General features: G+C 66.4%; 23 protein-coding genes. 1 reads left to right on the forward strand and 22 read right to left on the reverse strand.

Annotated elements, in window-relative coordinates; translation table 11 throughout:
* Positions 1-177: 177 nt before the first annotated feature.
* The 14 genes from IU450_RS36155 to IU450_RS36220 all read right to left on the reverse strand — a co-directional run bounded on the left by IU450_RS36155 (position 178) and on the right by IU450_RS36220 (position 16380).
* Positions 178-2241 (reverse strand): hypothetical protein, encoded by a 2064-nt coding sequence (locus IU450_RS36155; protein WP_195154215.1) that lies wholly within the window; start codon positions 2239-2241, stop codon positions 178-180.
* 667 nt (positions 2242-2908) lie between these two features.
* The gene (locus tag IU450_RS36160; protein ID WP_195154216.1) at positions 2909-3433 is read right to left on the reverse strand and encodes a hypothetical protein; all 525 of its coding nucleotides are present in this window, start codon (positions 3431-3433) and stop codon (positions 2909-2911) included.
* Between the two features lie 189 nt (positions 3434-3622).
* On the reverse strand, positions 3623-4846 hold the full coding sequence (locus IU450_RS36165; RefSeq protein ID WP_195154217.1) for a DNA-processing protein DprA: 1224 nt from the start codon (positions 4844-4846) through the stop codon (positions 3623-3625).
* Positions 4847-4944: 98 nt separating this feature from the next.
* Positions 4945-6252 (reverse strand): hypothetical protein, encoded by a 1308-nt coding sequence (locus IU450_RS36170; RefSeq protein ID WP_195154218.1) that lies wholly within the window; start codon positions 6250-6252, stop codon positions 4945-4947.
* Positions 6253-6353: 101 nt separating this feature from the next.
* Positions 6354-7340: a hypothetical protein gene (locus IU450_RS36175; RefSeq protein ID WP_195154219.1), complete on the reverse strand. Its 987-nt coding sequence runs from the start codon at positions 7338-7340 to the stop codon at positions 6354-6356.
* 96 nt (positions 7341-7436) lie between these two features.
* The gene (locus tag IU450_RS36180; protein ID WP_195154220.1) at positions 7437-8108 is read right to left on the reverse strand and encodes a hypothetical protein; all 672 of its coding nucleotides are present in this window, start codon (positions 8106-8108) and stop codon (positions 7437-7439) included.
* A gap of 1271 nt (positions 8109-9379) precedes the next feature.
* Positions 9380-10186, reverse strand: a complete 807-nt coding sequence (locus IU450_RS36185; RefSeq protein ID WP_195154221.1) for a hypothetical protein — start codon at positions 10184-10186, stop codon at positions 9380-9382.
* Positions 10187-10886: 700 nt separating this feature from the next.
* The gene (locus IU450_RS36190; RefSeq protein ID WP_195154222.1) at positions 10887-11126 is read right to left on the reverse strand and encodes a hypothetical protein; all 240 of its coding nucleotides are present in this window, start codon (positions 11124-11126) and stop codon (positions 10887-10889) included.
* On the reverse strand, positions 11123-11566 hold the full coding sequence (locus IU450_RS36195; RefSeq protein ID WP_195154223.1) for a DNA-directed RNA polymerase subunit alpha C-terminal domain-containing protein: 444 nt from the start codon (positions 11564-11566) through the stop codon (positions 11123-11125). The genes IU450_RS36190 and IU450_RS36195 overlap by 4 nt, the downstream gene beginning before the upstream one ends.
* 274 nt (positions 11567-11840) lie before the next feature.
* Positions 11841-12149 (reverse strand): hypothetical protein, encoded by a 309-nt coding sequence (locus IU450_RS36200; RefSeq protein ID WP_195154224.1) that lies wholly within the window; start codon positions 12147-12149, stop codon positions 11841-11843.
* 321 nt (positions 12150-12470) lie between these two features.
* A complete protein-coding gene (locus IU450_RS36205; RefSeq protein ID WP_195154225.1) occupies positions 12471-13193 on the reverse strand; it encodes a hypothetical protein in 723 nt (240 codons plus the stop codon).
* Between the two features lie 509 nt (positions 13194-13702).
* A complete protein-coding gene (locus IU450_RS36210) occupies positions 13703-14761 on the reverse strand; it encodes a hypothetical protein (RefSeq protein ID WP_195154226.1) in 1059 nt (352 codons plus the stop codon).
* An 820-nt stretch (positions 14762-15581) separates the two neighbouring features.
* Entirely contained in the window at positions 15582-16019 is a 438-nt protein-coding gene (locus tag IU450_RS36215; protein ID WP_195154227.1) for a hypothetical protein, read from the reverse strand.
* 58 nt (positions 16020-16077) lie between these two features.
* Entirely contained in the window at positions 16078-16380 is a 303-nt protein-coding gene (locus IU450_RS36220) for a hypothetical protein (protein WP_195154228.1), read from the reverse strand.
* A 1344-nt stretch (positions 16381-17724) separates the two neighbouring features.
* Between IU450_RS36220 and IU450_RS36225 the strand changes: the two genes are divergently transcribed.
* Positions 17725-18084 carry a hypothetical protein gene (locus IU450_RS36225; RefSeq protein WP_195154229.1) on the forward strand — a complete coding sequence of 120 codons (360 nt, stop codon included), beginning with the start codon at positions 17725-17727 and terminating at the stop codon, positions 18082-18084.
* A 121-nt stretch (positions 18085-18205) separates the two neighbouring features.
* Here IU450_RS36225 and IU450_RS36230 read toward each other — a convergent pair whose 3' ends face one another.
* The 8 genes from IU450_RS36230 to IU450_RS36265 all read right to left on the reverse strand — a co-directional run bounded on the left by IU450_RS36230 (position 18206) and on the right by IU450_RS36265 (position 24487).
* Complete coding sequence (locus IU450_RS36230; protein ID WP_195154230.1) at positions 18206-19234, reverse strand: nuclease-related domain-containing protein; 1029 nt, start codon at positions 19232-19234, stop codon at positions 18206-18208.
* 239 nt (positions 19235-19473) lie between these two features.
* Positions 19474-20277 (reverse strand): hypothetical protein, encoded by an 804-nt coding sequence (locus IU450_RS36235; protein ID WP_195154231.1) that lies wholly within the window; start codon positions 20275-20277, stop codon positions 19474-19476.
* A gap of 44 nt (positions 20278-20321) precedes the next feature.
* Entirely contained in the window at positions 20322-21365 is a 1044-nt protein-coding gene (locus IU450_RS36240; RefSeq protein WP_195154232.1) for a hypothetical protein, read from the reverse strand.
* A gap of 936 nt (positions 21366-22301) precedes the next feature.
* Positions 22302-22481 carry a DUF2786 domain-containing protein gene (locus IU450_RS40360; RefSeq protein ID WP_195154233.1) on the reverse strand — a complete coding sequence of 60 codons (180 nt, stop codon included), beginning with the start codon at positions 22479-22481 and terminating at the stop codon, positions 22302-22304.
* On the reverse strand, positions 22478-23158 hold the full coding sequence (locus IU450_RS36250; RefSeq protein WP_195154234.1) for a hypothetical protein: 681 nt from the start codon (positions 23156-23158) through the stop codon (positions 22478-22480). The genes IU450_RS40360 and IU450_RS36250 overlap by 4 nt, the downstream gene beginning before the upstream one ends.
* 80 nt (positions 23159-23238) lie before the next feature.
* Positions 23239-23673 (reverse strand): hypothetical protein, encoded by a 435-nt coding sequence (locus IU450_RS36255; protein ID WP_195154235.1) that lies wholly within the window; start codon positions 23671-23673, stop codon positions 23239-23241.
* 68 nt (positions 23674-23741) lie between these two features.
* Positions 23742-24218: a DUF3085 domain-containing protein gene (locus IU450_RS36260; RefSeq protein WP_195154236.1), complete on the reverse strand. Its 477-nt coding sequence runs from the start codon at positions 24216-24218 to the stop codon at positions 23742-23744.
* Positions 24215-24487 (reverse strand): hypothetical protein, encoded by a 273-nt coding sequence (locus IU450_RS36265; protein WP_195154237.1) that lies wholly within the window; start codon positions 24485-24487, stop codon positions 24215-24217. The genes IU450_RS36260 and IU450_RS36265 overlap by 4 nt, the downstream gene beginning before the upstream one ends.
* Positions 24488-24746: the final 259 nt, after the last annotated feature.

The raw sequence follows: 24746 nt of genomic DNA on the forward strand, positions 1-24746 counted from the left end.
GGCTTCCGGCGGCTCGGGTGGGAGAGGCGATGAACTGACGGCGAAAGCTGTTGCTGTGGTCGCCTGCTCACCGGGGCCAGTGCGAGCTGTGGTCGTTGTGCGCTTGCCTGATGCGCGTGGTCGGTGGTGAGGTGTGTTCCGTCCCGGGTGTCGGGACGGAACACACGAGATCAGCGCTCAGGCAGCCGTAGCCGGTATGTGCTCACCGGTGGCCTCGTCCTCGCCACCGATTTCCTCGCCATCGCTGACGAGGTCGGTGTCGAGCTCGGCGACCTCCAAACCAGCGTCTGCGCTTTCCGATTCGATGTCGGTGGTGGCCTCGTCCTCAGTGGCGGAACCCGCGTCCTCGGTGCCAGTGGCGGCAGCGGGTTCGGTGACGCCCTCGTAGACCTGGTCGGCGGTGAGTTCACCGGTGAGGATCCGGTCGTAGGGTGCGGCGGAGTATCCGTCGGTGGCCAGCAGACCGATGTAGTCGGCCCACAGGGGTTCGCGTGCTCCCCGCCAGCCCCTGGCCTTGGCCTCACTGGCCTCGAGATTGGGCAGGATGTCGGCCTCGAGCGCCGCGACGACTCGAACGGCGGTGTAGAGCAGCCCAGCGTTGTCGCGCGCCTGCACACCGGCACCTTCGCGAGCGCCGGAGACGTGCGCGCCGAGTTCGGCGGCCAATTGCCGGGCGTGGTAGCGGTCGATGAGATCACCTTTGGCCACGGTGAGCCCGATCAGCGCGCCCATGCCCGCCGGGATCGTCTTCTTGTTGGTGAACCAGTTCTCGACGATCCACTTGCGTCGGACCTTGGCCGCGGCAACCGATTTCATATTCAGCACCCGCGTCCGGTTCATCTTGGCGGCGCGTTCCGCGGCCTCGCGCTCCTCGCGTTCGTAGCGCTGCGCGATCGTCTCCCCGGGCCCGGTGTCGCCATCGACGGCGTGATCGCTGCCGTCGTCGGGTTCGGTATCGGCGGGCAGTTCGTTCGGGTCGATGGTGAGGTCGGCGGCGTCGAGGTCGAGGCAGAAGTAGCTGGGCTCGAAAGCTTCTTCCTCGCGCACGTCCCGGATGTGCAGGAGTCCGGGATCGGCGGTCGCTTCAGGGAAGCTGCGGGTGTAGTCGTCGATGGAGTCGGGGTCGACGGGTTCGCCGGTCTCGGCGTGCACGATCCGCTGGGTGAGCACGACCGCGAACGCGTCCGGGTGTGCCATCGCGTCGGCTTCGCTCGCGCGCTCACCGGTGGCGGTCAGCAGCATCTCGAGCGGCAGCCAGTTCTCGGGATCGTCCGGGAACTCGGCGAAGACCACGAATCCGCGATCGGCGTAGCTGGTGGACGCCGTTTCGAGGGCGGCGGCGACACGCTGGCGGGTGGCCTCGGCTTCGGCGGCGGCCGCTTCGGCGGCGGCCCGCGCTTCGTCTTCGGCGACCATCTCGGCGAAGACGTGGTCGAACAGGCCGTCCAGCTCGGCCTGGATCAGCCGGGCGGTCTTGTCGGGATCGTCGGCGTAGCGGTCGGCGTCGGCGGCGTGGAAGATGTCGAACTGGTGACTGAGAACCCGGGCGGTTGCGGTCGCCGAATTCGCGACTTTCCGGTATGCGCGGACTTCTTTGGCCGACATTCCGAGGTTGGCGCCGATCTCCTTCACGGTGGCCTTGACCTCGAACAGGGCCGCGGCCGCGGCGAGGCGGTCGGCGTCGTCCTGGGTAAGGCGGTATTTGCCGGTGGAGAACTGCAGGCGCACCCGCTTGATGACGCGCTGCTTCTCGCTGGCGTCGGTGTCGGCAGGCAGGGCGATGATCCACGCCTTGCGGATCTTCTCCTGCGGCTGGTCGCCGGCGGCGCGCTGCAGCGCGCGGGTCCGGTGCCAGCCGTCCTCGACGACCAGCTGTCCGTCGATGACGCTGACGATGATCGGCAAGTAGTTGCCATTGCTGGCCAGATCGGCGTCGAAGTCGGCGTCGTCGGGCTTCTCGGGACGGTTGGGGCCCCGCACGAGCGTGCGTGGATCGGCGAAGTAGCTCGGATAGGCCGGTTCGAGGTCGGCGAGCACCTCCAAGGCGGTGCGCGGCTCACCGTCGTCGCCGGGAGCGGAGATCTGGTCCGGCTCGGCGGTGTCGTTGTCGGTGGAGGTGTCGTTGCGATCCTCGTCGGGATGCTCGCGGTCCTCGTCGCTGAAGTGCTCGCCGAGACCGATGCTCTCGGTGGGATCGGTATCCGGTTCGGCCGTGGTGGCGTCGTCGATGAAGGTAGTCATCGGTCCTCATTTCCTTCCATTCGGAATAATTCGGGTTGGTGAGCGGGGCGACCGCGCTGTCGCGCCACTCGTGGGCCGGGGGCAGGGAGATCTCGATAAGGCGCGGTCGTGAGGCGCTCGACGGGGCGTACGGGTCTGCAGAGGGCGAAACTTGTTGCGGGCACCCGGCAACGCGACTACCGATGGAGGTCATGCCCCTCGCGGAAGCGTTGCTGTGCTCCCATTCGCTTACAGCGCCGGCTTCGCGCACTACCTCGACGAGACCCGGGTCGCTGTCGTGCGGTCTGTCCGGGCGATGTCGGGCGAGCCAGGTCATGGGGGTGGTTCATCAGGCGTTGTGATCGCAGTGAGCCGAAGAAGCTGGACTTCCAGGGGCGGTGGTGGCCGTGTTCGGCGCAGGCCAGACGATCGCAGTCATGGTGCGTGGGCCGACATCCGGTCGGTGGTCGCCCGCCTCCGCGCGCCGGATCCGTACAGATGTTGTCGGTCTCGACGAGGTGGTGGCGGCGGTGTGGGGCAGGGTGACAGGCGAACGCCTCGCGTTGCGGTACGGCGATAGCATTGAAGCGGATGTCGTCGACTCGCCTCGAGGATGGTGCGATTGCCGCCGAAGGCGATCTGGGCCGAGACCGATTTCACGATGACACGGTCGCGTCGAGATGGTCGTTCAGGTCGTGAGCGCGGAGCTTGCTGGCGGCGCCTGATCACCGGCCGAGAGCGACGGCGACGGGGCTGTCTCATCGGCCCGCGGGTGGGCTCGGCGGCGGGAGAAGCGCATCAGCAGGGTGAGGACCGCGTTGAGGCGATCGGTGATGGCGTCCACGAGTGCGAACAGTCGTTGCCGGCCGTCCTGTAGTTCGGTGAGATCGGTGAGGTCGTGGATGCTGGTTAGGCCGGGGTCGGAAACCTGGAACAGGTCATCGACCATCATCGACAGGGTCAATTCGCCGTTGTGGATCAAGAAGCCGTCTTCGTCGCAGCTGAACGCGGCGAAAACCACCAGGGCGACGTCCTCGATATCCAGCCGCCACAGGTCGCAGGGAGCGGCGTCGATGAGGTCGCGTACGAAAACGAGTCCGTTGTGGTTATCGGTCGGTTGCCACTGCTCGAGTCGCTGGGCGATCTCGGCCATCGTGCCGCCGTTGTTGAGCTTAGCGGTGATGCGGTCGCGATCGTAGATGAGTTCGGGCATCAGCGATCCTCTAAGTGCTGTAGGGGCGGATTGGTTGTTCCAGTGCGGCGCTGAGTTGCGAGTTGCGTTGCTGCCACCAGCTGACACCGGAGCTGGGCGGTGTACTGAACTCGCTTGGCGTTTGTGCACCGGCGAAGAAGGTCGCTTCGGGCGGCGCTGCCGTGTGCGCCAGGCAGGCGGTGCGCGGGGTCAACGCCGACCGCCGGTGGCCGGGTTGTCCTCGTCGCGGAGGTCGACTCGGTGTGTTGTGCCGTGGGAGTCGGTCACGTGGAACACCGTGGCCCTCAGTTGCTGGGTCTGCTGGATGCGGTGCGCCTCGCGGGCCGCGGCGAGCGGGGTTTCGGCGGTGATCTCGATGTTCCAGGACACCTGGAATTCCTCGCCATCTGCCGGTGCTCCGAGTCGGGGTCCGTCGCAGCTGGGAGGTCTGCACGGGGTGTGGTCGTCGGCGGGATCCTGGAATGTGGAGTCCTTCGCGGAGGTGGCTGGGATGCCGCAGGGGGCGGCGGTGATGCCGGCGGGGGAGGTCAGAGGGATAGCGGTGCGGTCGCGGATCATCCGGTTGTTGCCACGGGTGACGGGGTCGGTTTCCGAGCCTGGGTAGGCGAACACGGGACGCGACAGCCGCCATGCCCACCGGGCAGTGGTGCAGGCGCCACCGCGGTGCAGGGATGTGATGACGACGGTGGCGCGTGACAGCGCTGCGACCAATTGAGCCCGATAGTCTCTGCCCAAGCCCGCGAATCGAGTGTCGGGAGGATAGGCGCTGACGATCAGGCCACCGGCTTCGAGTTGTTTGTCGAACAGTTCGCGGTGTTGGTGCGGATGCGGATGGTTCGCGCCGCTGGGCTGGATGGTGAGGGTCGGTGCGCCGACGCGCAGCGCGGTGGCCAGCACACGTGCCCCGGTACCGAATGCGCCGGTGCCGCAGAGGCCCCATCCCTGGCGGTGCAGGTGCTCGACCGTCGCGTCGATGACGTCGTAGTCGGTGGCCAGGGCGGTACCGACAACGGCGATCGCGCTGTCGGCGACCTCACGCAGAGACGGTGCGCCCCGCACCCACAAGGCCAGCGGCGCAACGAACTCCGAGTCCGGGTCGGCAACCGGACCTGGAGGCAGCATGTCGGCAGGCCATTCGTCATCATCGGGCGTGACCAGTCGGCCCCCGGCGGCGTAATGGGATGCCAACAGCCGCGCCGCGTGGCCGGCAGCGGCGCGTTGCAGGATCGAACGGTCGACACCCACGGCGTTCTTGCGTGCGAGCATCGCCGCGGTGTCGGTGACGCCGTGTGTGGCGACCAGCTGCCACAACGCGTCCGCCGGTCCGCGGGCGGCCACCGACAACAGAGCCCACGCGAGTCGACGGGGATACTTGGTCGGGTCACATTCGAGCTGGTACGCAGTGGAATTCAATGGCGTTTCCTTGGGTCGAGGCCGCAGCGGACAACGTCGGCTCACACAGGGCGCAGACCTCACGGCGATGCAATGGTGTGAGCTGCGCAGAAGGTGAGCTATGCGCGGGCAGCCACCGGCGGTGTCCGCGCCGGGTTGGCGGCGGGAGGCCCGCAGCGGTGGAGGTGGTCGGCAGCGGTCATGTCGAGTTCACGCAGTTGGTCGGAGGCGTGTGCGGCCCAGTGGTTTTCGAATCGCGGCGGCTGTTTGTCGGCCACCAAGGCGGGAATGGCGACGTAGAAGCACTCGACTTGCGGGTATGTGGTCGACTGTGGTGGGCGCTGCGCCAGCCATAGCCGGGTGTGGTGACGGGCGTCGGTGACGGTCGGGATACCGAGAGATCCCGCGAGCCGCTGCAGCATCTGCTGGGTGTGTTCGCGCGTGCCTCGCAGTGCGACGTCGACTGATCGCCGAGCGGTGGCGGGAGCGAAGTAGACCCGCCGCAGCCGATACAGCGCCCACGGGCTGTGAAAGATCTCGTTCTCGGCGAGCTCGAGGATCGCGTGCGCACCCGCGGCGCGTAGCCGCTCGGTCAAGGTGTCCTCCGGGCCGAACAGCCCGGATTTCGCGTTCAGTGCTAGGGTGACGTATTCATCGACGACATGCCGATATGATTCGGAGGGTTCGGCCTGCAGTCGCGCGAGCTGGTCGGGCCACTCGAGTTTCGATACAAAGCAGCATTCCCGGCACAGCGATTTGGGCCACCACACGCCGAAGAGCTCGTAGAGATATTCACGGCAATGCTGCCGCGTCCACCGGACGTCATGGATGGGATAGACCATCTGCCGGTGCCCACCCAGATCGAGGACGGACTCTCGGGCTATCCTATTTTCTTCCTCGGCGTTGTAGCCGATCGCATGCAAATACGGCCGGGTCCCGAGTTCACGGTCGCGCCACGTATCCATGGGCCAGCCCTTGAATTTCAATGTGCATTTCCGTTTTCCGCTGCGCTGCGGCTGGACAGCGTTCGCGCGGTTCTCGTCACTGAGAGCGTAGAAGCCGTGCTTCTTAGCGTCGAAATGCATGCGCTCCGGCTGGCGGGTGTCCTGCAAGACGACGATTCCGTCCTCATTGCGCGGACCCGCGCGAGCGACCTCGACGGTGCGAATATTGTGGGCCCGGAAAAGAGGCAGCACGTAACGTTCCACCAGCTCAGCGAGCGAGGTGAACTCGTCACCCGTCTGCGCGGTCACGACAATAAGGTTCGACAGATCCGGCAGCAGGCACGGGTGCCGGAAAGTCGGGTCCAGTATTGTCCGGACGAGCGCGGCGGTCGACTCGGCACCCATTCCATAAGACCAGACCAGCAGCATCGTCTCGTCATCGGTACCACTGCCGGTCCGGGTCGGCACCGCGATATCGAACAACCCATCCAAGTCGGTCATAATTCATCCCGAGGGTGTAAGTCGCAAAAGGGAGTCGCCGTCACACCTGAACCACTCCGAGCGAAACGGGAGCCGGGAGCGGTTCAGGATTCGATGATGATGTTCAGGTCGTCGCGGCCGATGGCGATATCGGCGCCGCCTCCAGCGTGTTTGATATCGACGATGTCGTAGCAGGCACGGCACACGACACCTGTCGGCGAGTCGGCCGAGCCTTTTCCGTAGGCGTGGCAGCACGGTGTCAGGGTCACCAGACTCGTGGAGCCGTCGTCGATCACGACGCAGCCCTCTTTGTCCACCCCGACGATCTGGTGAAGCCGATCGGCGATTGTGTTCGGCAGTCGCAGTGTCGTTTTCATCGGTGAGATTTCCTTGTCCAGAGCAGGTGCGCGATCTGCGCGATGGGCCGCAGTGGTGTCTGTGCGGGGTCGCGAGACGGCGGCGACCGCGGTGGCGTACGCGGTGGCGAAATGCGCATCGGTGGCGTTGGTGAGAGTGTGGCCGGTGGGGCGGTCGTAGATGCCGATCGACCATGGCCCAGGTGATTCATCGACTTCGCTGCCGACCAAGCCGGACTCACCATTGGTGGCGTAGAGCTCATGCTGGTCGTCGAGTTCGACCACCAGCCCGGTGAATCCGGCGCCGTGGCCGGTCACTTCGACACGGGGCGAATGTCCGCGGGCGCGCAGGAACTCGATCTCGCTGGCGTAGATCTGGGCCAGTTCCCGCTTGAAGTCCGCGAGGGTAGGCCGCACGCGGGCACGGCTGCGGAAGTAGTCGCGCAACGCGTACAGGGCGTTGCGTGCTTCGTCGGGGTAGCGGTGCGGGTCGGCGTCATCGCGCACGACGGCGGCCGCGTCGAGCAGCCACTGCGTGTCTTCGATCAGGCGGGTGGTGTGGGCGACATCGATGCCCGCACCCCAGTGCTGCAGAGTTGTGTGCTGTTGGGCGTACGCGGCGGCGACGGTACGGGACTCGCTGTCGGTGAGGGCGTGGTCACCGTCTCGGCAGGCGGTGAGAACGCGGGCGAGCTCGAGATCGGACGCGTCGAGTACGTCGGGAGAGTCGGTCATGGCAGGGCCTCGCAAGTTCAGTGATCGCAGTGTCTGGCCGGCGGGCAGCGATGCACCGCGGGGCGGACCGGCGACCGAGATACATCCGATGGGTGGTCATTTCGGCATGGCTGCCAGTACGTGCGGTCGGTAGCCTGCGGCGGTCAACTGCCGCAGCAGGGGTGCGGCTTCTTCGTCGGTGGCGGGCCGTTGCTGGTCGACCCAGGCTGCGTGCACGCGACGGCGGCGACCGTCGGCGGTGAGGGCGTCGTAAAGACGCTGAACGGTCGCAGCTTGGTCGAGCAGGATCGCGGCGACCTGGTCCAGGTCGAGGTCCCACACGACATACACCGGCCGGCGTGGTGGTGGCGGCTGGTTGGGTGCGGTGTAGGAGTAGGGAAGCCCTGCCCGTGCACTGTCCTCGGAGGCTGCGTCCCAGCCCTGCCGGTACTGCGTGATGATCTCGGCAACGAGGTCTGGATCGGCCCCCGGGTCGGTAAGGAACGGAGCGACTTTCTTGTGCAACATCGGGGAGGGGTGCTCGAGACCGGCGTAGAAGCCCTCACGGCCGAGCTGAACCCAGTCGTGGCCGACGGGGCCGGGTTCGGGTGCGGTGAGCTCGGCCAGCAATTCGGCGATCCGCACGGCGTCGGCTGCCGCGACGTCGATGACGAACCGGAAAGGGCTGCGGTGGACATCGACGTGGATGGCGGCGATTCCGGCGACCGGCGGTCGCACCGTGATGGTGTGGTCACCCGGGGCGTAGGTCGCCGAAAGAGCCGCTGCCACGGCACCTGCGTAGCGGGCGGAGCCTGTGCCCGGCAGGCGATGAGCAGCAGCGGGATCGGTGGCATTCATGAGGTGCTCCTGACCGCGGTCAGTTCGGGGGTGGCGGGAGGATCGGCGAGTATGCACGGGTGGGTTGTGTTGGAGAAGGCGGGAAATGGCGCTATAGCTCGTGTGCAGGACCAGTGCGGGAGCTGGATGAGACCGGTCTGCGCCAGGCCGCTCCGCAGCGGATGCCGGTGAGAACACACCCTGGTCGGGCCGGAAGCGGAGCAGCAACCTGTGTCAGGCACCCTCGCGGGCGGCGCGGTTGCGTTGTTCGTCGATGACTCTGGGGCGATAGCGACGGCTGCGGATACGGATGCGCGGACAATGAGCTGGGTGTCGCCGTTCTCGCCGATGGTGTAGCTCCCCGAGACCGGGTCGCCGGTCGACCCGAAGTGATAGGCGGGAGCGCTGGATTCGTCGCTGACGGTATGGTTGGTGCTCGGCAGGCGCCGGGTCAAGACAGAGGTGACGGTCTCGCGCTTCTTCTGCCACGCCGATACCCGCACAGCATGCGCTTCGGCGATCGTTTCCCGCATCCGAGGAATGCGCGGGTCGCTCAAGCCGGCCGCGATCGTCGCGGGATCGTGGGAGGTGTCGCAGGCAGCGTAGTGGCCGAGAGTTGGTGCCGGACCGCGAAGTCCGCGAGTTCACCGAAACAGGCCTCGCATTCCAGCAATCCGGTCGGTGCACCGTCGCGATCGTGTACGAGTGTGACTTGGATCTTCTCGTCGGGGACCAGGGCCGATCAGATACGCAGTGCAACGGCGCTCGGTCGGCGCCCCCGCCAACGCGGTCCACCCGCCGGACTCGGTCAGGGGCGCGATGGCAGCCACCCACTGGTCCACGGTCCGGAAACTATGCATGATGCGTCCTTTCGAATAAAGTGCGCGCCGACAAAATCTGGCGTCGCCTGCGGCCGCCGCTGCGAAAGGCAGACTGGCGTCGAGCGCGCTTCCAGGGCAGCGAACTGCAAGCGCGGCGAATCGCCGCTCACTGTCTGAAGCGAGGCGACGCGAGAATCTGACTGCGCACCGCCGGGGCATGCGCGACCTGGCTCACTCCGGCCGTGCGACGGCTACGACGGATACTGCTGGTCCGAGGGACCCTTCGCCGCAGATGGGATGCGGCTGCACTGTTTCATGCCGACGGGGCATGAAGCGGAAGGTGTCCGGTGTGGTGCGCGTCCCGGCTCACATGGATTGAACTGATAGTCCTGAGCTGGCTGATCAGTTGCCGTACTGGGCATGCCAATCGCCGTGTTCGCCCTGGTGGTACTTCGCTCGCCCGCAGCGGCGTGGCTGGTAGCCCGCTGTCGCGGAGTTCGAGGGCTGGAAGCCGCAAGGCGGATGCACCCAACCGGGCACATGCCAGAGCACCTGCGTCACTGCGCCGTCACCGCTTACGGTGGTGACGTGGTCGGCGTCGGCGTAGCTGTTCGACTTCCATGGAAACCGCGACGAGTCGATTCCCGCCGCGTCCGCGGCAGCCGTGAGCGCGCCGTCGGGACGGTAATCGACGCGCAGAGTGATTCTGTAGCGCGCGGTGAGCTCGGCGTAGATGGCTTCAGTCAAGTAGGCGGTGAATGCGGCCAACTGGTCACTGGTGATCGTGTGCGCGTCGGCACGCAGCCTGGCGGCGACGACGGCGCTCGGTTGTGTCGGATGTACTGGTTGGCCCGGCGCGGCGGAGACGAGTGTCGGCGCGCTCAGCTGCTGGGCCCACCAGTCGGCGGCAGCTTGTGCGGCGGCGCGGTGTCCTTGATCTTGCCGCGGTCGGTGCACGACCCGATATGTGACCATCCGCTGGAGATGGGCCTCTCCGGGCGCTGGTTCGAGAGACTGCCAAGTTACGGCGCTCGTGGCGGCTTCGGTAATTGCCGAGCGGCCCTGAGGTGGCAGCGGTGAGTGATAGGAGTCCAGAACCTCGAAAAGCAACTCGTAGCTGGGGCATTCGGTGATCGAAAGGATCTGCGCGTCGCTGGTGGTGCGAACAAGGATTAGCGGGAGCGGCTGGCCTGCAGTGGCGGGCTCCATAGCAAGACCTTTCGAAAGGGATTTGAGTTGCATTTATTCAGATCCTCAGTGGGGCAGTCCCGTTTAACCACGGGTGAACGACTACCGCCAACCACGACCGACAGTACTGGACCACGGCGCACCGGCGACACGGGGCGCTGCGGGCACTTCTTCGAGGAAATCCCGGGAACCAGGGTCCGATTCGATGCGACCGTAGACCTGCCGGCGGTGGTCAACTGCTGCTGCAGAGGTGCGGCTTCCTCGTCGGTGGCGGGCCGTTGCTGGTCGGCCATGCGGCGTGCACGCTACGGCGACATCGTTTGGTGGTCAGCGCGTCGTAGAGACGCTGAGCGATCGCCCTGAGTGCTTCGAGGCCGCGCTGCGACGGCGGTTCCGACGTCGAGCGCAATTTCAGGGCAGGGAGCCGGGAGATCGCCTGTCACCGCCTTTTCGGTGGTTGCTGGGACGTGAGATGTTGACTGTCCGCCACTGCGGGTGGCCACCGCCCCGGCCCAACCGCGGCCGCCTATATGACGTACAGGCGTGGTGATGGCGGCGGGGTGAGAGGTTCGCCGACACACGAGGTGCACTGCTCAATCGGCGATCGAACCGCACGCGAATATTGTTGTAATGCAGCGCTATTCGCGTCGGTGTCGGTGTAATCGCCGTGGCCGTCGTCGATGCGGCGGGGACGGTCGGGCTGCGGTAGGTGCAGCCCGGGTCATGCATCCGACCCCATCTGACTGCGGAATTGTTCAAGCGCCGTCAAGTACGCAGGGGTGTGCTCCCCGCGGGCCATGTGCTCGAACTCGTGAACCGCCTGCCGCAGCTCACGTCTGATCTGCACGACCGCATAGTGGCAGGTGGTCTTGTTCTCGCCCTGCCACCGCTCCACCTCGGCGTGTACCTCGACGAGCTTCGGCAGGATCTGGTTCGCGAGCTGCCTCAACGCCTCGTTCACCGCGCGTCGACCTTCTCGACGTCCGAATGCTGACGGTCCTCGCACGCGTCGGCGGCCTTGTAGTCCAGCCAGATCTTCGCCGCGTCGACCACGCCCAACAAGGCGAGCAGTCGAACCAACGGTTCGGCCTCCTCACAGTTCAACCGGTGCGCCAATCCTCCGGACGTGTCGTGAGCAGACCACACCGTGCGGAACTCCTCCAGTGCGGCCTGCAACTCGGGCGTCATGGGGTGGACTGCCGGGACGTTCTTCAACGACGAGCCACGTGCGTGCAGGCTGTCCTTCACTTCGGCCATGGCTTCCGGCCCGAAGTTGGGAATGTCGGGCAGATCCGATTCCGTACGGTCGACCAAGTCGCCGGTAGTTCGAAATCGCCACAGTTCCAATCGCTTATGTGTTCGCGCGGAAAGCTTGATATCCGCGATCCTATCTGTATCCATAGGTTATCCTCGCAATTACCTCTAGGCGCGAGGTGCGCCGCTCCGCGCGGTGATCCACTTCCACACCTTCACCTCGTCCGCCCCTCCGCGCATCCCAGGGATAGGAGCGAAGTAGCGGCGTCCGCAGTCCGAGGACAGAGTGAACCGAGACGCCTAAGGGAGTTACCCATGGGCGGCTCGATCCGTCGCCGGACGGCTGTTGCGTGAAACAGCACGTTCGATGGCAAGGACGGTCTCGCTTTCCGCTTGATCATGGTGAAATTGCGGAGTACGGCTAGCTTTTGGTCGAGTCGTCCGCCTCCACCGAAGGCAGCAGTTCGACCAATGCCCGAGCCGCGCGCACACGCTGATAAGCCGTGCCGTCGTCAGGCTTCTTGCCCTCGGCGTGCCAGCACACCCAATAGCGCTTATCGGAGTTGTAAGCCCTGCCGAGTGCGCCCTGCATTTCTCTGGACTCGTGCCGTCCGAACTTGCTCCAGAATTCCCCGAACGCTACCGCCTCGAACGCGTCCAGAAATGGGCCGATGTCGTAGGCGTATGCGGTCGCCTTCGCCCGCTCGATAACCGCGATGTTCTCGAACATGCACCCTCTCATATTTCAACCCGCACAGATATAGCGCGGCACTTGACGGGCATTCGCTTGCGCCCGGCTGTCCCCGCTACTGCGACACCGGTAACGATTCGACCTCGAAGGACAGGCCCGCGATGGCATCAGCGTGTGAGGTCGCGGCCGCCACCGGATGCGAGTCGGGCGATCGGCGATGTGTCCCGTAGGGCAGCCCAGGGCGCACCTTCACGCTGACGTGCGGCGTTGCGATCGGTCGAGTCTTGGTCGGTCCGGCCGCTTCCACGGAGCAACGGGCCGGGACATCGGCTGGTGCTACACGCGGTGCGTGCACACTGGCTAGGCGGCGGTGGTGCGCGATGGGGGTGCGCTCTGGGCGCTCCGCCGCAATTCCGACAGGGGCAGTGTGTATTTCACGCCGCCGCGTTGCTTGGTGAGGACCGAATGGTCTCCGAGCAGTTCTCGCAGCTGGGTTTCTTGTCGTTCGGCCTCGGCGAAGCGTTCGGGGAACACGCGCAAGGTGTGGCGCCATTGCCTCTGGCCTGCGCGGACACAGACCCCACCGCAGTTGTTGTGGCTGTAGCCCAGCTCGTACAACCGCGGCGGCACCAATCCGCGAGAGCGGCAGTCATCGAGCATCTGCTCCTTGGTCAGATAAGGAGTCTCGGCCATGGGAAACTCCACTCGCCACGGCGCCCACCCATGGACGACTCCGGGTTCACGCCGCCGCTCGGCCCAGTCCAGCCCGACATACAGGACGGTGTCGGCCGGATCGCAGTGCTGTTCCAACCAGCGGCGGCAGGGGACCTGCTTGAGCCACTTCGAGCACGGAGCCAAGCGCGAATTCCCGATGAACCGGACATCGGCGAACACCTCCCACGGCGTGCGACCATCGCACACTCGCACCAGCGGCGCTCCCAGGTAGTCGACGGCGTCCGACAGGAATCGGTGCAGATCCTCGTCCTCAGCCAGGGTATCGGCGAACAGCAGCACCATGTTGCTGGTGCCGTACCGCTCTGCCACGCGGACCGCCGCGGCGAAAGAACCGATGCCGCCCGACATCTGCACCACCCGCTTCGGCCCTGACGCGCCTCCCTGTTTTTCGTCGGCCTGCTCTTCCGAGCGTATTCGCCCGACGTGTGCCTGCCAGCGCATGCGGTTGGGGCGGCGCCTCCGATTTGCGGACCGGTGAGGGATGCGGTCGAGGTGGTTGGCGCGATCGACAGAATTCGTCATAAATGCCTTCGGAGTGGTGGGAAATAGATGAGGCCAACGACCGCGATACGCGGCGACCAGAGGGTCGGGCCGGGTTGTCGACAACGACGCCACGACGAGGTCGGTGCGCCCCTCGCGTTCTCGCGTTCCGTCGGGCGGCCGCTGTTGGTCGCGCTACAGGCAACTGCCGCCCCGATCACCCTTCACGGCAGCGAGTACGCACGGGTGCGTGCCGCGCACCCCGGGCCTCAGCTACACCCTGTATCGGCACCTGCACAGAGGACTGGCCCCAAACCGGACGACAACCGACAGTGCAGGGCACTTGGCAGACGAGTGGAATCAGTGGTCCGCGGCGTTCAGTGTTCGGACGGCCGCGGGGCCGGTCGGGTTGAGGTGGCGGTGTATGTCTCGAGTTGGGTGGCCGAGCCGATCAGCGTCTGGATGACGGCGATGGCGTCTGCTTTGCCGCTGTTCACCGATTCGACCGGTTCGCCTTGGCATACCGGCTCGCATCGGCCGAAGACGCTCAGCCGGACAACTCCGTCCTCACCGACGCGCACGACCGCGAAGAAGTCGAAAGGGCCCTCGTAATCGTGGACCTCGACGGCCTCGAAACCGGGGTCGGGCCCGGATCGGGTCCATACGAGCGGACGCCCCTGGTGGGTTCCGGCCTCGATGGCCACCATCCCCTCCACGGCCAGTTTGGACTCTGCGAGGTTGGTGTTGAGTTGCGCATTATCGAGTGATCCTCGTCCGCCGCCTGGTGGCAGGATGGTTCCCCAGTGGATGCTGTCATAGTCCTTGGTGAGGACACCGCGGTAGCCGACAGGGCCGTGGTAGACCCATCGGTCTGCCGGTTGGGACGTCGATGAGGCTGTGCGCCAACGGGCTTCGTCCGGGACAAGGTGATATGTGGTTGCCGTGGCGCCATCCACCGTGACATGGGTAACGCTCGTTTGCTGGAGCACCTCCACCGAGCCGGCAGGCTCGGCGGTGAGAGCGCGATACTGCGGCGGTTGCAGGCTGTGGGAGACGGGCGCCGGAAGGTCGGCCAGGCTACGGGCGTCGGGATAGGTGACAGGCGGATGGAGTTGAACGATCACCGGCCCGACCGGTGGTGCGACGGCGAAGGTCAGCGGCCGACCGGCTTGCAGCCAACTCGTCACGACATCCTGTACTGAGCCGATGAACTCGCTAAAGCCTTGGCCGGATAGTTGTTCGCGGGCGTTGATGTGGCCGTCGGCGTAGAGGTTGGCATCGACGTGGTCGTGCAGCTCAGCGAAGTGGCTGAGATCGGTGGGGAGGATACCCTCGGCGATGTCTTGCAAGATTTCCCGGCAGATCTGGGCTGCGATGTCCGCGTCGAGAACGGTGTGGAGACCGGTCGCCGCGGTCGGGGTGATGTCGCCGTCCAACCACATTCCTTGCACGAAGCCGCTGAGCACCGCGGCGTCGGGCCCGCAGTGGTGGCGTTGTTGGATCCGGCGGATCCCGGCGGCGGATTCGTAGGCGTCGTCGCGGCTGATCGCCGTGACCGTCCGCCGTGCCCCGGTCGAGGTGTCGGTCCATTGGTAGGCGTAGCGGATCGGGTACACCTGGCAAGCCCCGGAGTCCGGCGGTCTGCCGGATGTGGTCGAGGCCGGGTCCGTTGCCAGGATGTCGAGCACGGACCCGGACGATGCGGGGCCGCTCGGCGACGATGCCCGAAGTGCATGCCCGGCAGAGCGAACATGGGAGGTGAGGGTTCGCTGTCTCTGGTCGTCAGTCATTGTGCTCCGCTTCGAGTACGGCGTGCGAGATGAGTAGCCTTCTTCGCTGGCTCCGCGTGCAGCGGTCAGGTGGACAGCGGCGATGGTGAATGGATTGAGGCGGTAGGTCCGGCGGCCAGCCGCCGCGGGAGCACCGATCGAATGGGCAGTCTGCTTCGGTGCCGGGCGCCTACTCACCGCGGGGCGTCGGCACCGCAGCGCAGATCGAGCTTGGCGTGTGTTCAGCGCACAAGTGAGATCAAGGCGCGTGCAGCGGAATCATCCTCGCGATGCCAGCCGTCGAGGGCAGTCCCCGGCGGCCGGCGTCAGGCGGAGGGCTATCTCGGAGCGGCTGATCGCAACGGTGGACCGTTGGCGACTTCTGCGCTGGCCGCTGGATTGACGGCGTAGTTCTGTTTGGGAAAGTCACCGGCAGTTCGGTTGCGATGACGTGCGGTAAGGGCGGTGTCGATGGCCGGTCACCCGCTCACATATCATGTTTCTGGTAGGCGATCGCACGGGCCAAGGCGGTTCGTATTTCGGTCAGGGCGGGTTCAGCTGGTTGCTCGAGCGGTGCCTGGGCGGCGGTGTCACGGAGAAACACGCTGAACCGCGGCAGTCGCGCTGCGGTATGGAGTGCGTCGAGCAGATCCCGGGCGTCAGGGGCGAAGTCGTATCCGGCGATTCCGCAGACTTCGCCGATGTGGTTCGCAACTTTCGTGCAGGCGCGGGTCACGCGGACATAGCGCGAACGACGGCTGATCGTACGTGCCAGCAGCAGCGGCCATCCCACGGCGGCGGCGCGGCGCTGGCGGCGGGTAACCGACGTAGCCCGGCGCAGCCCACGAGCGATGGCGAGGCCGCCGAGGAAATAGATGAGTGCGGCGGACGCGAGCGCAGCGAACAGAAAAGTCGTGAGGGTCATGGGGACCTTCCGAAACGGTGAAGAAATGAGGGGAGGTGTGTGAGGTCGCCAGCGCAGCTCAGCGGACGCTGAGCGCGATGACAGAGAGCCTGGTCATGTCCAGGGCATCGGTAGCGATATCGCGGGCCGGTGGGCCCCAGATCCGCTGGTCGGTCGGGCGCAGGATCGCGTGCTCCGGTGTCGAGCACAGGTCCGGACGATGCGCGGCTGCTCGAGGGCTGTCCTCGTACTCGGCGATCAGTTCGGCGGCGGCCGTCGCTGCTGCGGCCGTAGGCGACGCGCACCGGCGGTGCCCGGCGTTGCCGCGGGCGTGTGTCCCGTCGGGCAGGCAGAAATGCAGGCGGCCGTGCGCCTGCGACACGAACCATGTCGTTTCCGTGCGCGCGACACCAGCGCGGTGCCGTGGTCCGCGAGTTCGGACAGCCAATACCCGGCGTCACGGCTGTAGGGCGGGTTCAACGGTGGCTGGTCCGCGGCCGCAGGAGTGGTGGCCGATCCCTGGAGCGTGGTCGGCTTATCGGCGCAGCAACCAGATCAGCACGACGACGCCACCCAGCGCGAGCACCGCAAGGGCTGTCAACGGAATAGAGGCTGAATTCATCTGCTACACAATGTTTTTATTGGGGGGCGGGTTCGGTGGCTCACAGGGGCGGTTGAGCGATGAAGTGTGCTTCACGCGAGTCGATGCTGTGGCTATCGGCGCGGTGACCTGCGGACAACGTTTTTGCTGCGACGCTGGCGCTGGGGTGCCGACGGTATACGGCGGTCTGGATAGTGTCGGTGCATGGGTGAACCCGTGTAAGACCGCGGCGCTGATGATTTCTGCCGACTCCCCGGTGTACGGGCGCTCTCGCAGTACGAGCGTCGCGTGCTTGTTGGACACCGGTGTCGCGTCCGGGGCGGTCGGCAAATCGTCCGAACGGTGGGTCGGGTGCGGGGATTCTTCACGGAGTTCGTCGCACACAGCGCGGTGGCGGCCGATGCGGCTGCGGTTTGGTGATGGGCTGTGAGCCGGATGGAACATGGGCTGCCTCAGGTGCAGCGGCGAAGTGATAGCGGCAGCGACCGAGATGTTCGAGGGCTGAGTGGGTATCGGCACGGCGAAGCTGTGCCGTTCGACCGCTGGGGGGGGCATTGATCGTCAGGGAGTGCGTTTGTGGTGGCGGGTGCCGAAGTGGCTGTCGGCTCGGCGGCGAAATGGTGGCGCGGGTGGCAGTTTCGCCAGTTCCGTGGTGAGGTCGCGGTGGCGGCTGCTGGTGTAGGTGGGGCGGTCGGTGGCGGGGGCGGGCCGGTCGGTGGCGGGTGGGCATCGACCTCGCGCATGTGCAGGGGCTTGCCGGAGCATGCGATTTCCAGCCGCCGCGGGTGGTTGACGATCAGCGCTGTGCCGAGACCGGCACTCGCGCACAGATGAGCGAAGTGGTTGCCCGATTCCGGGCATCGCCACACGAGCAGTTCGGCCTGTTTGCGCCAGCCGTCCACATTCCAGTAGGCGGTGATGGACCACCCCCTGTGCTGGACGGCGGGTTGTGCGTGAGGGCCGCCGGGGGTGACGGGTGGGGTGCGGTTCACTGCGGCCTTACCAGGTGCGTGGGAGTCATGGAGTCGATCGGGCGTCCCGTGCGCCAGTTCTGCCGCGCCTGGGATCTCTCATCGGGAAATCTCGGTCTGGCTCGCCACTCTGCCCACGACCTGCGATATCGCTGTGGACGAGGGCGGATTGATGCTCGTTGTGTTTGACCATGGGCACGCTACCGCGGCATACCTCGAAGTCGGCGGCTACGACGATCCAGCAGATCTCGACAGCCTCGGCGAGCCCGGCAACGCATCCCCCACACTCCCACACGACCCGAGCATAGTCCCGGACTTCGCGGCCCGGTCAAAGGCACTGGAAAACCCCACCGCGCTTCGGATGTGCTTCGAAGCCATCGGCTACGTCCGCGGCTACTGCGACGCCGCGCGTATCAGCTCCAGCCATGCGATCGACTTCGGCCACGCCTTGGCCGTTCTGTCGCAACCGGTCGATCACGTCCCACCATCCACATGTTGCTCCTGGGGCAGGTAAGGCGGGCAGATGCGCGATGTCCCGCGATGGGCAGGCGAACCCGGCTGACGCGAACTGGGCCGTGGGTGAGGAATGGTTGAGGTGGATGGTGGGTCGCCCCGGCCGCTCGGAAGAGCGCCGGTCATGGGCGCTGCGGATGTAGGGGCGCAAGCTGCGGGAACTGCTGCTCGGTCGGGGTTGAAGTGGCGGGCGCGGAGGGTGGCGTGGGGTTGTAATGCGCCACCAGCAGCCACATGGCGGCCCAGACGGCTACGACAACGACGAGTGCGGCGATCTGCTGGCGGCGGTGACGTGGCCGCCCTACGGCACCGGAGTGTTCAGGCTGCCCCGGGTCGCGGTGGTCGGTTCGTCGTCTGGGGGTCAGGCGCCATCTGCTGGACTGCGAACCCACACGGGGTGAGGAAGCGACCCGAGTGTCGGATGCAGGCGGATGCTCGCTGACCGGCCGCGAGGCGGTGGGAGCGGTGGCGCCGACCGTCGTTGTCGTCTTCGCTCGGCGAGCGGTCGAGGTGATGGGTGGTGCCTCGAGCGAGGGGAAGCCTTCGGCGAGGAGGTCTGGGATGGTCAGTTCCGGCCCGAGGTTCATCGCGTTGAGCAGCGAATACACCTGTTCGGCAGTCCAGATCGGGTCGCGGCGTGCGGTACGGTGCAGCCAGCGGCGCAACCCGGAGTTACCGAGCACGACCTCGCAGCCGGTCGGCAGCGACCGCACCTGCAGGCGCAGTTGCGAGCGCCGCGGCGGCACGACCACCACGACGGCGGAGACGAACGACTGGCCGGGATTGTGTTTCTCGACCAACGCTTTGAACAGGTAGGTCGCGCTGAGCGCCTGGTCTATCGGGTTGAGGTCGTTTGCGCGGGTGTGGACGGGATCTCGGTCGTCACTGCTGTGGTGCCAGCGCCCGTTGGGCTCGGCGGTGATCACTCCGTGGGTGAGGTCACGGTGGGTGCCCTTGACCTCGATCACGGCCGACACCTGCGGTGTGAGGAGCACGAAATCGGCTTGCTGGCCTGCGGTGTCGCGTCCGGGCAAGTGGTAGCTCGCGATCGCGACGCCACGAATGGCGTATCGGCCGTTCCAGCGACTCATCCAATGCGCTACCCGGGCTTCGCTGGGCTCGATCGTGGATCGGGTGTTGATGACCAGCATCAGCATTCCTACCTCTGTGATGTGGGGTACACCAGTCGCCCCAGCTTCGACCCGTCACGAGCCAGCGGCAGCGAGGTGTGGTGGTTGCCAGGCCGCAGCCCGCGTCGGAGGCCGTCGCGGCAGGTGTGAACAGCGCCGGTGACGGTGTCGTGGAAAGTTGCGGCCCGGGAGGGTCACTGGCCGGGCAGGCCAGGTGTCGGTCGCGTGCATTCGTGCCGGTGGCTGCCGGTTTCCAGTGCTCACCTAGCCGCCGGGATTTCGTGAGGTGAGGCGGGTGTGCACCCCTGGTAGAAGATGCGCAGCAGGTGGCGGCGCACCTGGCTGCGCAGGCAGGCGCGGTTTCGCCACGTGGGCGCGGGCCAGACCAGCCGAGTCCCGGGCGGCCAGTAGCGTTGCAGCGCGTCGCCGATGATCAGCTCGGCGCGCTCCCATTCGGCATCGCTCGGACGGTCCAGCCCCGTACCGGGGAACTGGCTTCTCACGCCCCGCAGCTGCGCGTCCAGGCCGTCTTCGGAGTCGGCGGCGGCGAGCGGGGCAACACTGCCGTCGGGGTTGTGGCGATGCCCGCACGGTGGACCGATCATGCTCGAGCAGCACGCCCAATTCGTCTGTCCGCCGCACAGTGTTCGAGGGTGAGTCACCGGCGATTGGCTCTCGTCGATCTCGAAACTGGTTGCCTGCCAGACTCGCACCGGGAACCCGCACGTCAACAACCGTCCATCGCTGTGGCGGAACAGCGCGCGAGCGTGTTCGAACTCGTCGGTCATGGTGACCTCAGCGCGGACACTGTCCGCGCTGACGTTCGGGTGCCACCGCAACGGATCCAGCGGATCCGAGAAGAGCATCAGCTCCGGCACGAGCCGGGGGTCAGTCGCTCGGCGCACAGCAAGCAGTCCGTTCACACCGACGCCGACGACCTGCCACATGCCGGAGTCGCTGCGGATCCAGTCGCCATCCAACGGCTGTATGCCGCTGCGGCCGGCTTCGCGAAGACGCTGATTGTGCGCGTCAGCGATCTTGTAGGTGACATGCGCAGAATCCACTGCCTCGATCGCAGGGCTCGGCCAGTCACCGCAGTAGGTGACCTTCACCCGAACGCCTCCAGGATCTCCTCGGAGTCGTCGCGATACAGCACGATCCACGATCCCGCGCCGTCGTAGGCGGACAAAACGACGTACAGGCCAGGATGCCAAAGGATGCGCCCGGCCAGGCGTTCGTTGATGGGTTCGTAGGCTTCCATCAGCGGGCCGTTGTAGCCGTGACGGCGACTGAACCCTGACAGAACCTGCCAGCCTGGGGTCACGACTTCGAATTCGCCGCCGGGGCGGACAACGATCTGCGGTGCCGACACTCCTTCAGCGAGGCAGACTGCGCGAGCGAGGCCGACTCGAATCACGCGGTCGCTGCGAAGGTACTCATCGAGCGTCTCCATGGTCGCCTCGTGCATGTCCTTCCCCTCGGGCGAGACTTGCACGACACGAAACAGCATCGGCAGCACGGTGTTGCCCGTCGCCATACGTTCCAGCTGCGCGAATCCGCTATTCTCCGGTGCGAACTCGCCCCGCTGCCCGGGGACGCCATGAGGCATGTCCGCGATTCCGCGGTACTCGAGTATCGTCATCTCGACCCCATCGGCGATTGCCGCGTGCGCGTCGGGCACATCGTGGGCGGCCAACGTGTGGAGCTTCCGTCGGGCCTGAGACAGGGTGGAAGCTTTTACCTTCAGCGTGGCGAGCACGTAGGTGTCGAAGGTGTATTCAGCATCTGGATCGCGGCCAGGGCGGGGGTCGGTGGTCGCCTCCGGGCCCGGAAGCAGGGTCGGCGGTGCGGCCGACTCCTCGTTGAAGTGCATCCACGCCCGCTGCCTGAACTCCTCGATGTCGACGACGACGCCGTGGAGGTGGAGCAGCTGCAGCAGGTCGGCGCCGAAATCGCGGAGATCACCGCGGTCGTCGGTGTTGTCGAAGATCTGATCGATGGTGATCCGATCGCGGGTGGATGCCCACGCCGCGATGGCGATCAGGGCCCGCCCCACCACCACCACATAGGGTCGCGGTTGGTCCATCAAAGTCATTGCTGTGCCGTCTTTCTCGGAAAGTCGTAGCTGATCGGGGCGGGCGGGGTTGAACACCGGTCGGAGCTAGTCCCCGGGCGTGCGCGCCGTGATCTCGGCGAGGATGTGCCTTCGCAGCACCAGCCGCAGCCGGCGCAGCGGGTCGTGGTATCGAACTGGTGCCGGGAAGCGTTGAGCGCGGTAATGATCTGCAGTGATGCTCGGTGGGCTACTGCGGGAGGGCCCCGGCCACGGCAACCAGACCACCACCGTCGGCGCGAGCGCTGACACTCCCAGCCCGAACCAACCCAATGCAGCTCGAGCTCGTCGCCGTGTTATTCGCTGGCGCGGAGATGTGCCGGGCTTGGCAGAAGTGTCGGCCCGGCACCGATGCCCACCACGCGGCGTGACGGCATGATCTGGTCGGCGTCGTCGATCCTGCGGGGCGAGTGTCATGACCACGGCCCCGGGTGAAATTACTCGGAGCGTGGCGAACACACCGACAGTCGGCGGGTCAGCGACTCCAGCGCCGACCACTGGCTGTCGCCGTAGTGGGTCGACCAAAGCGTTGCTATCGGTGTCCGTCGCGGTGGCAGTCCAGCTCGCCCACCGCGTGACGTTGTCGAAGGGGTGAGCGCATCACTGGGAGAGCTGGGTTCGTGCTCTGCGGCCGCGTGGGCCGGTTTCGGCACTGCGTTGATGGAGTCGGTGGGCCCACACGGTGGGCTGAGCGTGGACGTCGAGGGTGAGTTCCCGGGTGCTGTCGTCGCTCATTGCTTCGATCGCCTCACAGAGTCACTGGTGTGAGGGTCGGCTGCCCTGGCCGCACGGAAATGGCGCGAGGCATAAGCCGTTGGTAAAAGCCGTAAGCTGCAGAATCTTTCGGTACTGGGCTTCAGGTGTAGTGCGAATTGCCTCGGCTGCACCCTGTCGACATAGTCCTCGCAGCAGCCGGTGTGAGGAGCGAGCCACCGGCTATGTTCGTACGCAGCTGAGCCGCCAACACACCCGACTTCACCGAACGGGTTCGGGCGGCGGCGAGCAGGTGCGCGCGACCGCGAGATCGAATCGAATGCTGGTTGCCAGCCGCTGCGTCATCGCCGTGAACGCCTCGGCCTCACGGTGGTTGGCGGTGCTTTCGGCCTTCCGTAGCAGCGCACCGACGCGGGCCACCGTCTTCGGTGTCGTCGTCACAGCCGCAGCCCCCCGTAGCCGAACAGGGCCGCGAAGGCGAGATGAGCGCGCAGCAGGTCGGTCGGAGGGGAGGTCGGGCCGGTGGCGGGTGCGGCGTCGCGGACCTTGCGGATCTTCAGCAGTTTCACCCCGCGCAGCTTGATGCCGGTGACGGGCAAGGTGGTGTCGGTGCCTGGGTCGTGGACGACGGTGTAGTCCGACAGCGGGATCCACACCTCATACCAGGCGTCGGCGGGCTGGGCTTCGCGCGGCGCCTCGCGGGGATCGCGCTCGTTGGGCTGCCAGAGCCGGCAGGCGCAGGCTGGGTCCTCGCAAGGGGCGAACTTCTCGGGCGGGTGCGGGTTGTAGCGGTGCTGTCGTCCCGCCAGCATGGGGCATGCGTGGCGGGAGTAGTGGCCGCATTCGGGGTGCACGCCCGGCTCGACGGCGATGCCGCGCAGGTGGTCGGCGGGCCGGATGTAGAGCACGACACGGTCGGCAAGCGGCTGCCCGCAGATCTGGCACAGTTTGCGTGACACGGTATCCGACAGCCGCCGCTGGTCGATCTTGCCCCATACCGGTCGGGTTCGGTCGCGGTGGGCGAGGGTGATGTGCGGAACCACCAGACCTTGTGACAGTGGCGCGTGCACCAATCGCGCAGGGATCGGTGGCCGCGTGGGTAGTACGGGTTCGGTCAACGACAATCACCTCGAATAGATCGGATACGCCATCGGAAGTGGCGCGGATGGACGGGGTCAGGAGTCGGTGGCGTTGGCGATCACCACGGCCAGCGTCGGCCGGTGTGGGGGTCGACATCGTGTACCGCGACGGCTATGGGTGAGCCGGGCACCTGCACGCTCACCGAACGCGGCAGCAACGCCTGCAAGCCACCGGCAGCGAGGTGACCGCGCGCGATCACCCACCGTGCATGCTCGTCGAGCTGCGCGGGCACCAGCCGCCAGCCGTCCCCGGCGGGCAGCCGATCAAAATGCTGCCGCTTCCAGTAAATTCGGCTGTCGTCGTCATCGGTGGTGTCGACTTGTGTGGCGTACTCGATGCGCACCAACGCCATCACCGCCGCAATCCCTGCCTTCGGGGGGACGGGATCGACGCCGGGGAACACACCGATCGAAGCGCCCGGCTGGGGCGGGGTTGCGAACGCGGCGTGATACCCCGCGACGAGCACCCGCGTAGTCGGGGGGACGTCGGGCATAGCCGACCGATATTGGGGGTCGGTTTGCAGACGTGCGAGGTAGCGGCTCGAATCGGATCCCACCCCCGTCACCTCAAATCATGGGAACGGCGGTGGTCACCGCCAGATAATGGATTGGGTGCGGGTGCGGTTGGGCTGAACATCATTTCGAAGCTGCGGGGTGAGACGGTGATGCAGAACCAGTCGTTCACCGCGGCGGAGGTGCGGATCAGCTCGATGAGGGTGTGGCCGTCGTAGTTCTGGCTGAGGTCGAGGTATTCGGCGAAGTCGTCACCGAGCGGTTCACCGTGAATCCAGTGTGTTCCGGGTCCGTGGTCGAGGGCGTAGACGACGCGAGCCCTCCCCTCCTGGGTGCCGGGTTCGCCGGGTTGGCGCGGTAGTCCGTTGCTCATCAGATAGATGCCCTGGTCCTTGACCCAGATCAGCGACGGAACCGCCGGACCGGGATCGTCATACGGCGAGCGGGAATGGCCAGGAGCCGCCATCGCGTGCTCGGCGAGGTCGAGCACCTTCGGCAGCGGGAACCACAGGGTTACCGACGTCATCGGCAGATCTCCTTTCTCGAGGGGATTACGGCGGGCTGGGATAGGACCGCTGAGCGGGTGGAGGATTCGGCGAACATCAGCGGCAGCAGCACCCCGGTCTGCTGTCGGGCGCGGGTGAGCACGGTGTGGTGGTGCGCGGCCTGGTCGTGGCCGTGGCCGTGGGTCTTGCCGCCGCGGGTGTGCACGGTGGCCGCTACCTGTGCGCGGCGAAGCTGATGCAGCTCGGTCGCGATGAGCGCGGACACCCCGATCGCCGTCCTCGATGTCATCGTGGGCACCGGCCGAGACGGTGCTGGCCAGGCGGTGGCGTAGCGGGGCGCGGGCGTCATCGAGGTCGGTGTCGTCGTCGAACCAGCGGTGGATGCGAGCAAGGACGTGGCGCAGGAACTCCGGTTCGGAAGCTCCTATCGATTGGTGCTGGCGGGTGGTGGTGTTCGCTTATCGGCGCCCGCCTCGCGGACGCTGCCACCGCATGCCGCGCCGGTGCAGTCGCGGCCGGGCGTGGGCGGCCGGTACGGCGGTGCGGGT

Origin of the sequence: Nocardia abscessus, from assembly GCF_015477775.1 — a bacterium.
In the GTDB taxonomy this organism is placed as follows: Bacteria; Actinomycetota; Actinomycetes; order Mycobacteriales; family Mycobacteriaceae; genus Nocardia; species Nocardia abscessus_A.

Coding starts and splice junctions, on each gene's coding strand:
- IU450_RS36155 (WP_195154215.1), bottom strand. CDS start 2,241: ATGACTACCTTCATCGACGACGCCACCACGGCCGAACCGGATACCGAT.
- IU450_RS36160 (WP_195154216.1), bottom strand. CDS start 3,433: ATGCCCGAACTCATCTACGATCGCGACCGCATCACCGCTAAGCTCAAC.
- IU450_RS36175 (WP_195154219.1), bottom strand. CDS start 7,340: ATGACCGACTCTCCCGACGTACTCGACGCGTCCGATCTCGAGCTCGCC.
- IU450_RS36185 (WP_195154221.1), bottom strand. CDS start 10,186: ATGGAGCCCGCCACTGCAGGCCAGCCGCTCCCGCTAATCCTTGTTCGC.
- IU450_RS36195 (WP_195154223.1), bottom strand. CDS start 11,566: ATGGATACAGATAGGATCGCGGATATCAAGCTTTCCGCGCGAACACAT.
- IU450_RS36200 (WP_195154224.1), bottom strand. CDS start 12,149: ATGTTCGAGAACATCGCGGTTATCGAGCGGGCGAAGGCGACCGCATAC.
- IU450_RS36205 (WP_195154225.1), bottom strand. CDS start 13,193: ATGTCGGGCGGCATCGGTTCTTTCGCCGCGGCGGTCCGCGTGGCAGAG.
- IU450_RS36215 (WP_195154227.1), bottom strand. CDS start 16,019: ATGACCCTCACGACTTTTCTGTTCGCTGCGCTCGCGTCCGCCGCACTC.
- IU450_RS36230 (WP_195154230.1), bottom strand. CDS start 19,234: ATGCTGGTCATCAACACCCGATCCACGATCGAGCCCAGCGAAGCCCGG.
- IU450_RS36255 (WP_195154235.1), bottom strand. CDS start 23,673: ATGCCCGACGTCCCCCCGACTACGCGGGTGCTCGTCGCGGGGTATCAC.
- IU450_RS36260 (WP_195154236.1), bottom strand. CDS start 24,218: ATGACGTCGGTAACCCTGTGGTTCCCGCTGCCGAAGGTGCTCGACCTC.
- IU450_RS36265 (WP_195154237.1), bottom strand. CDS start 24,487: ATGACATCGAGGACGGCGATCGGGGTGTCCGCGCTCATCGCGACCGAG.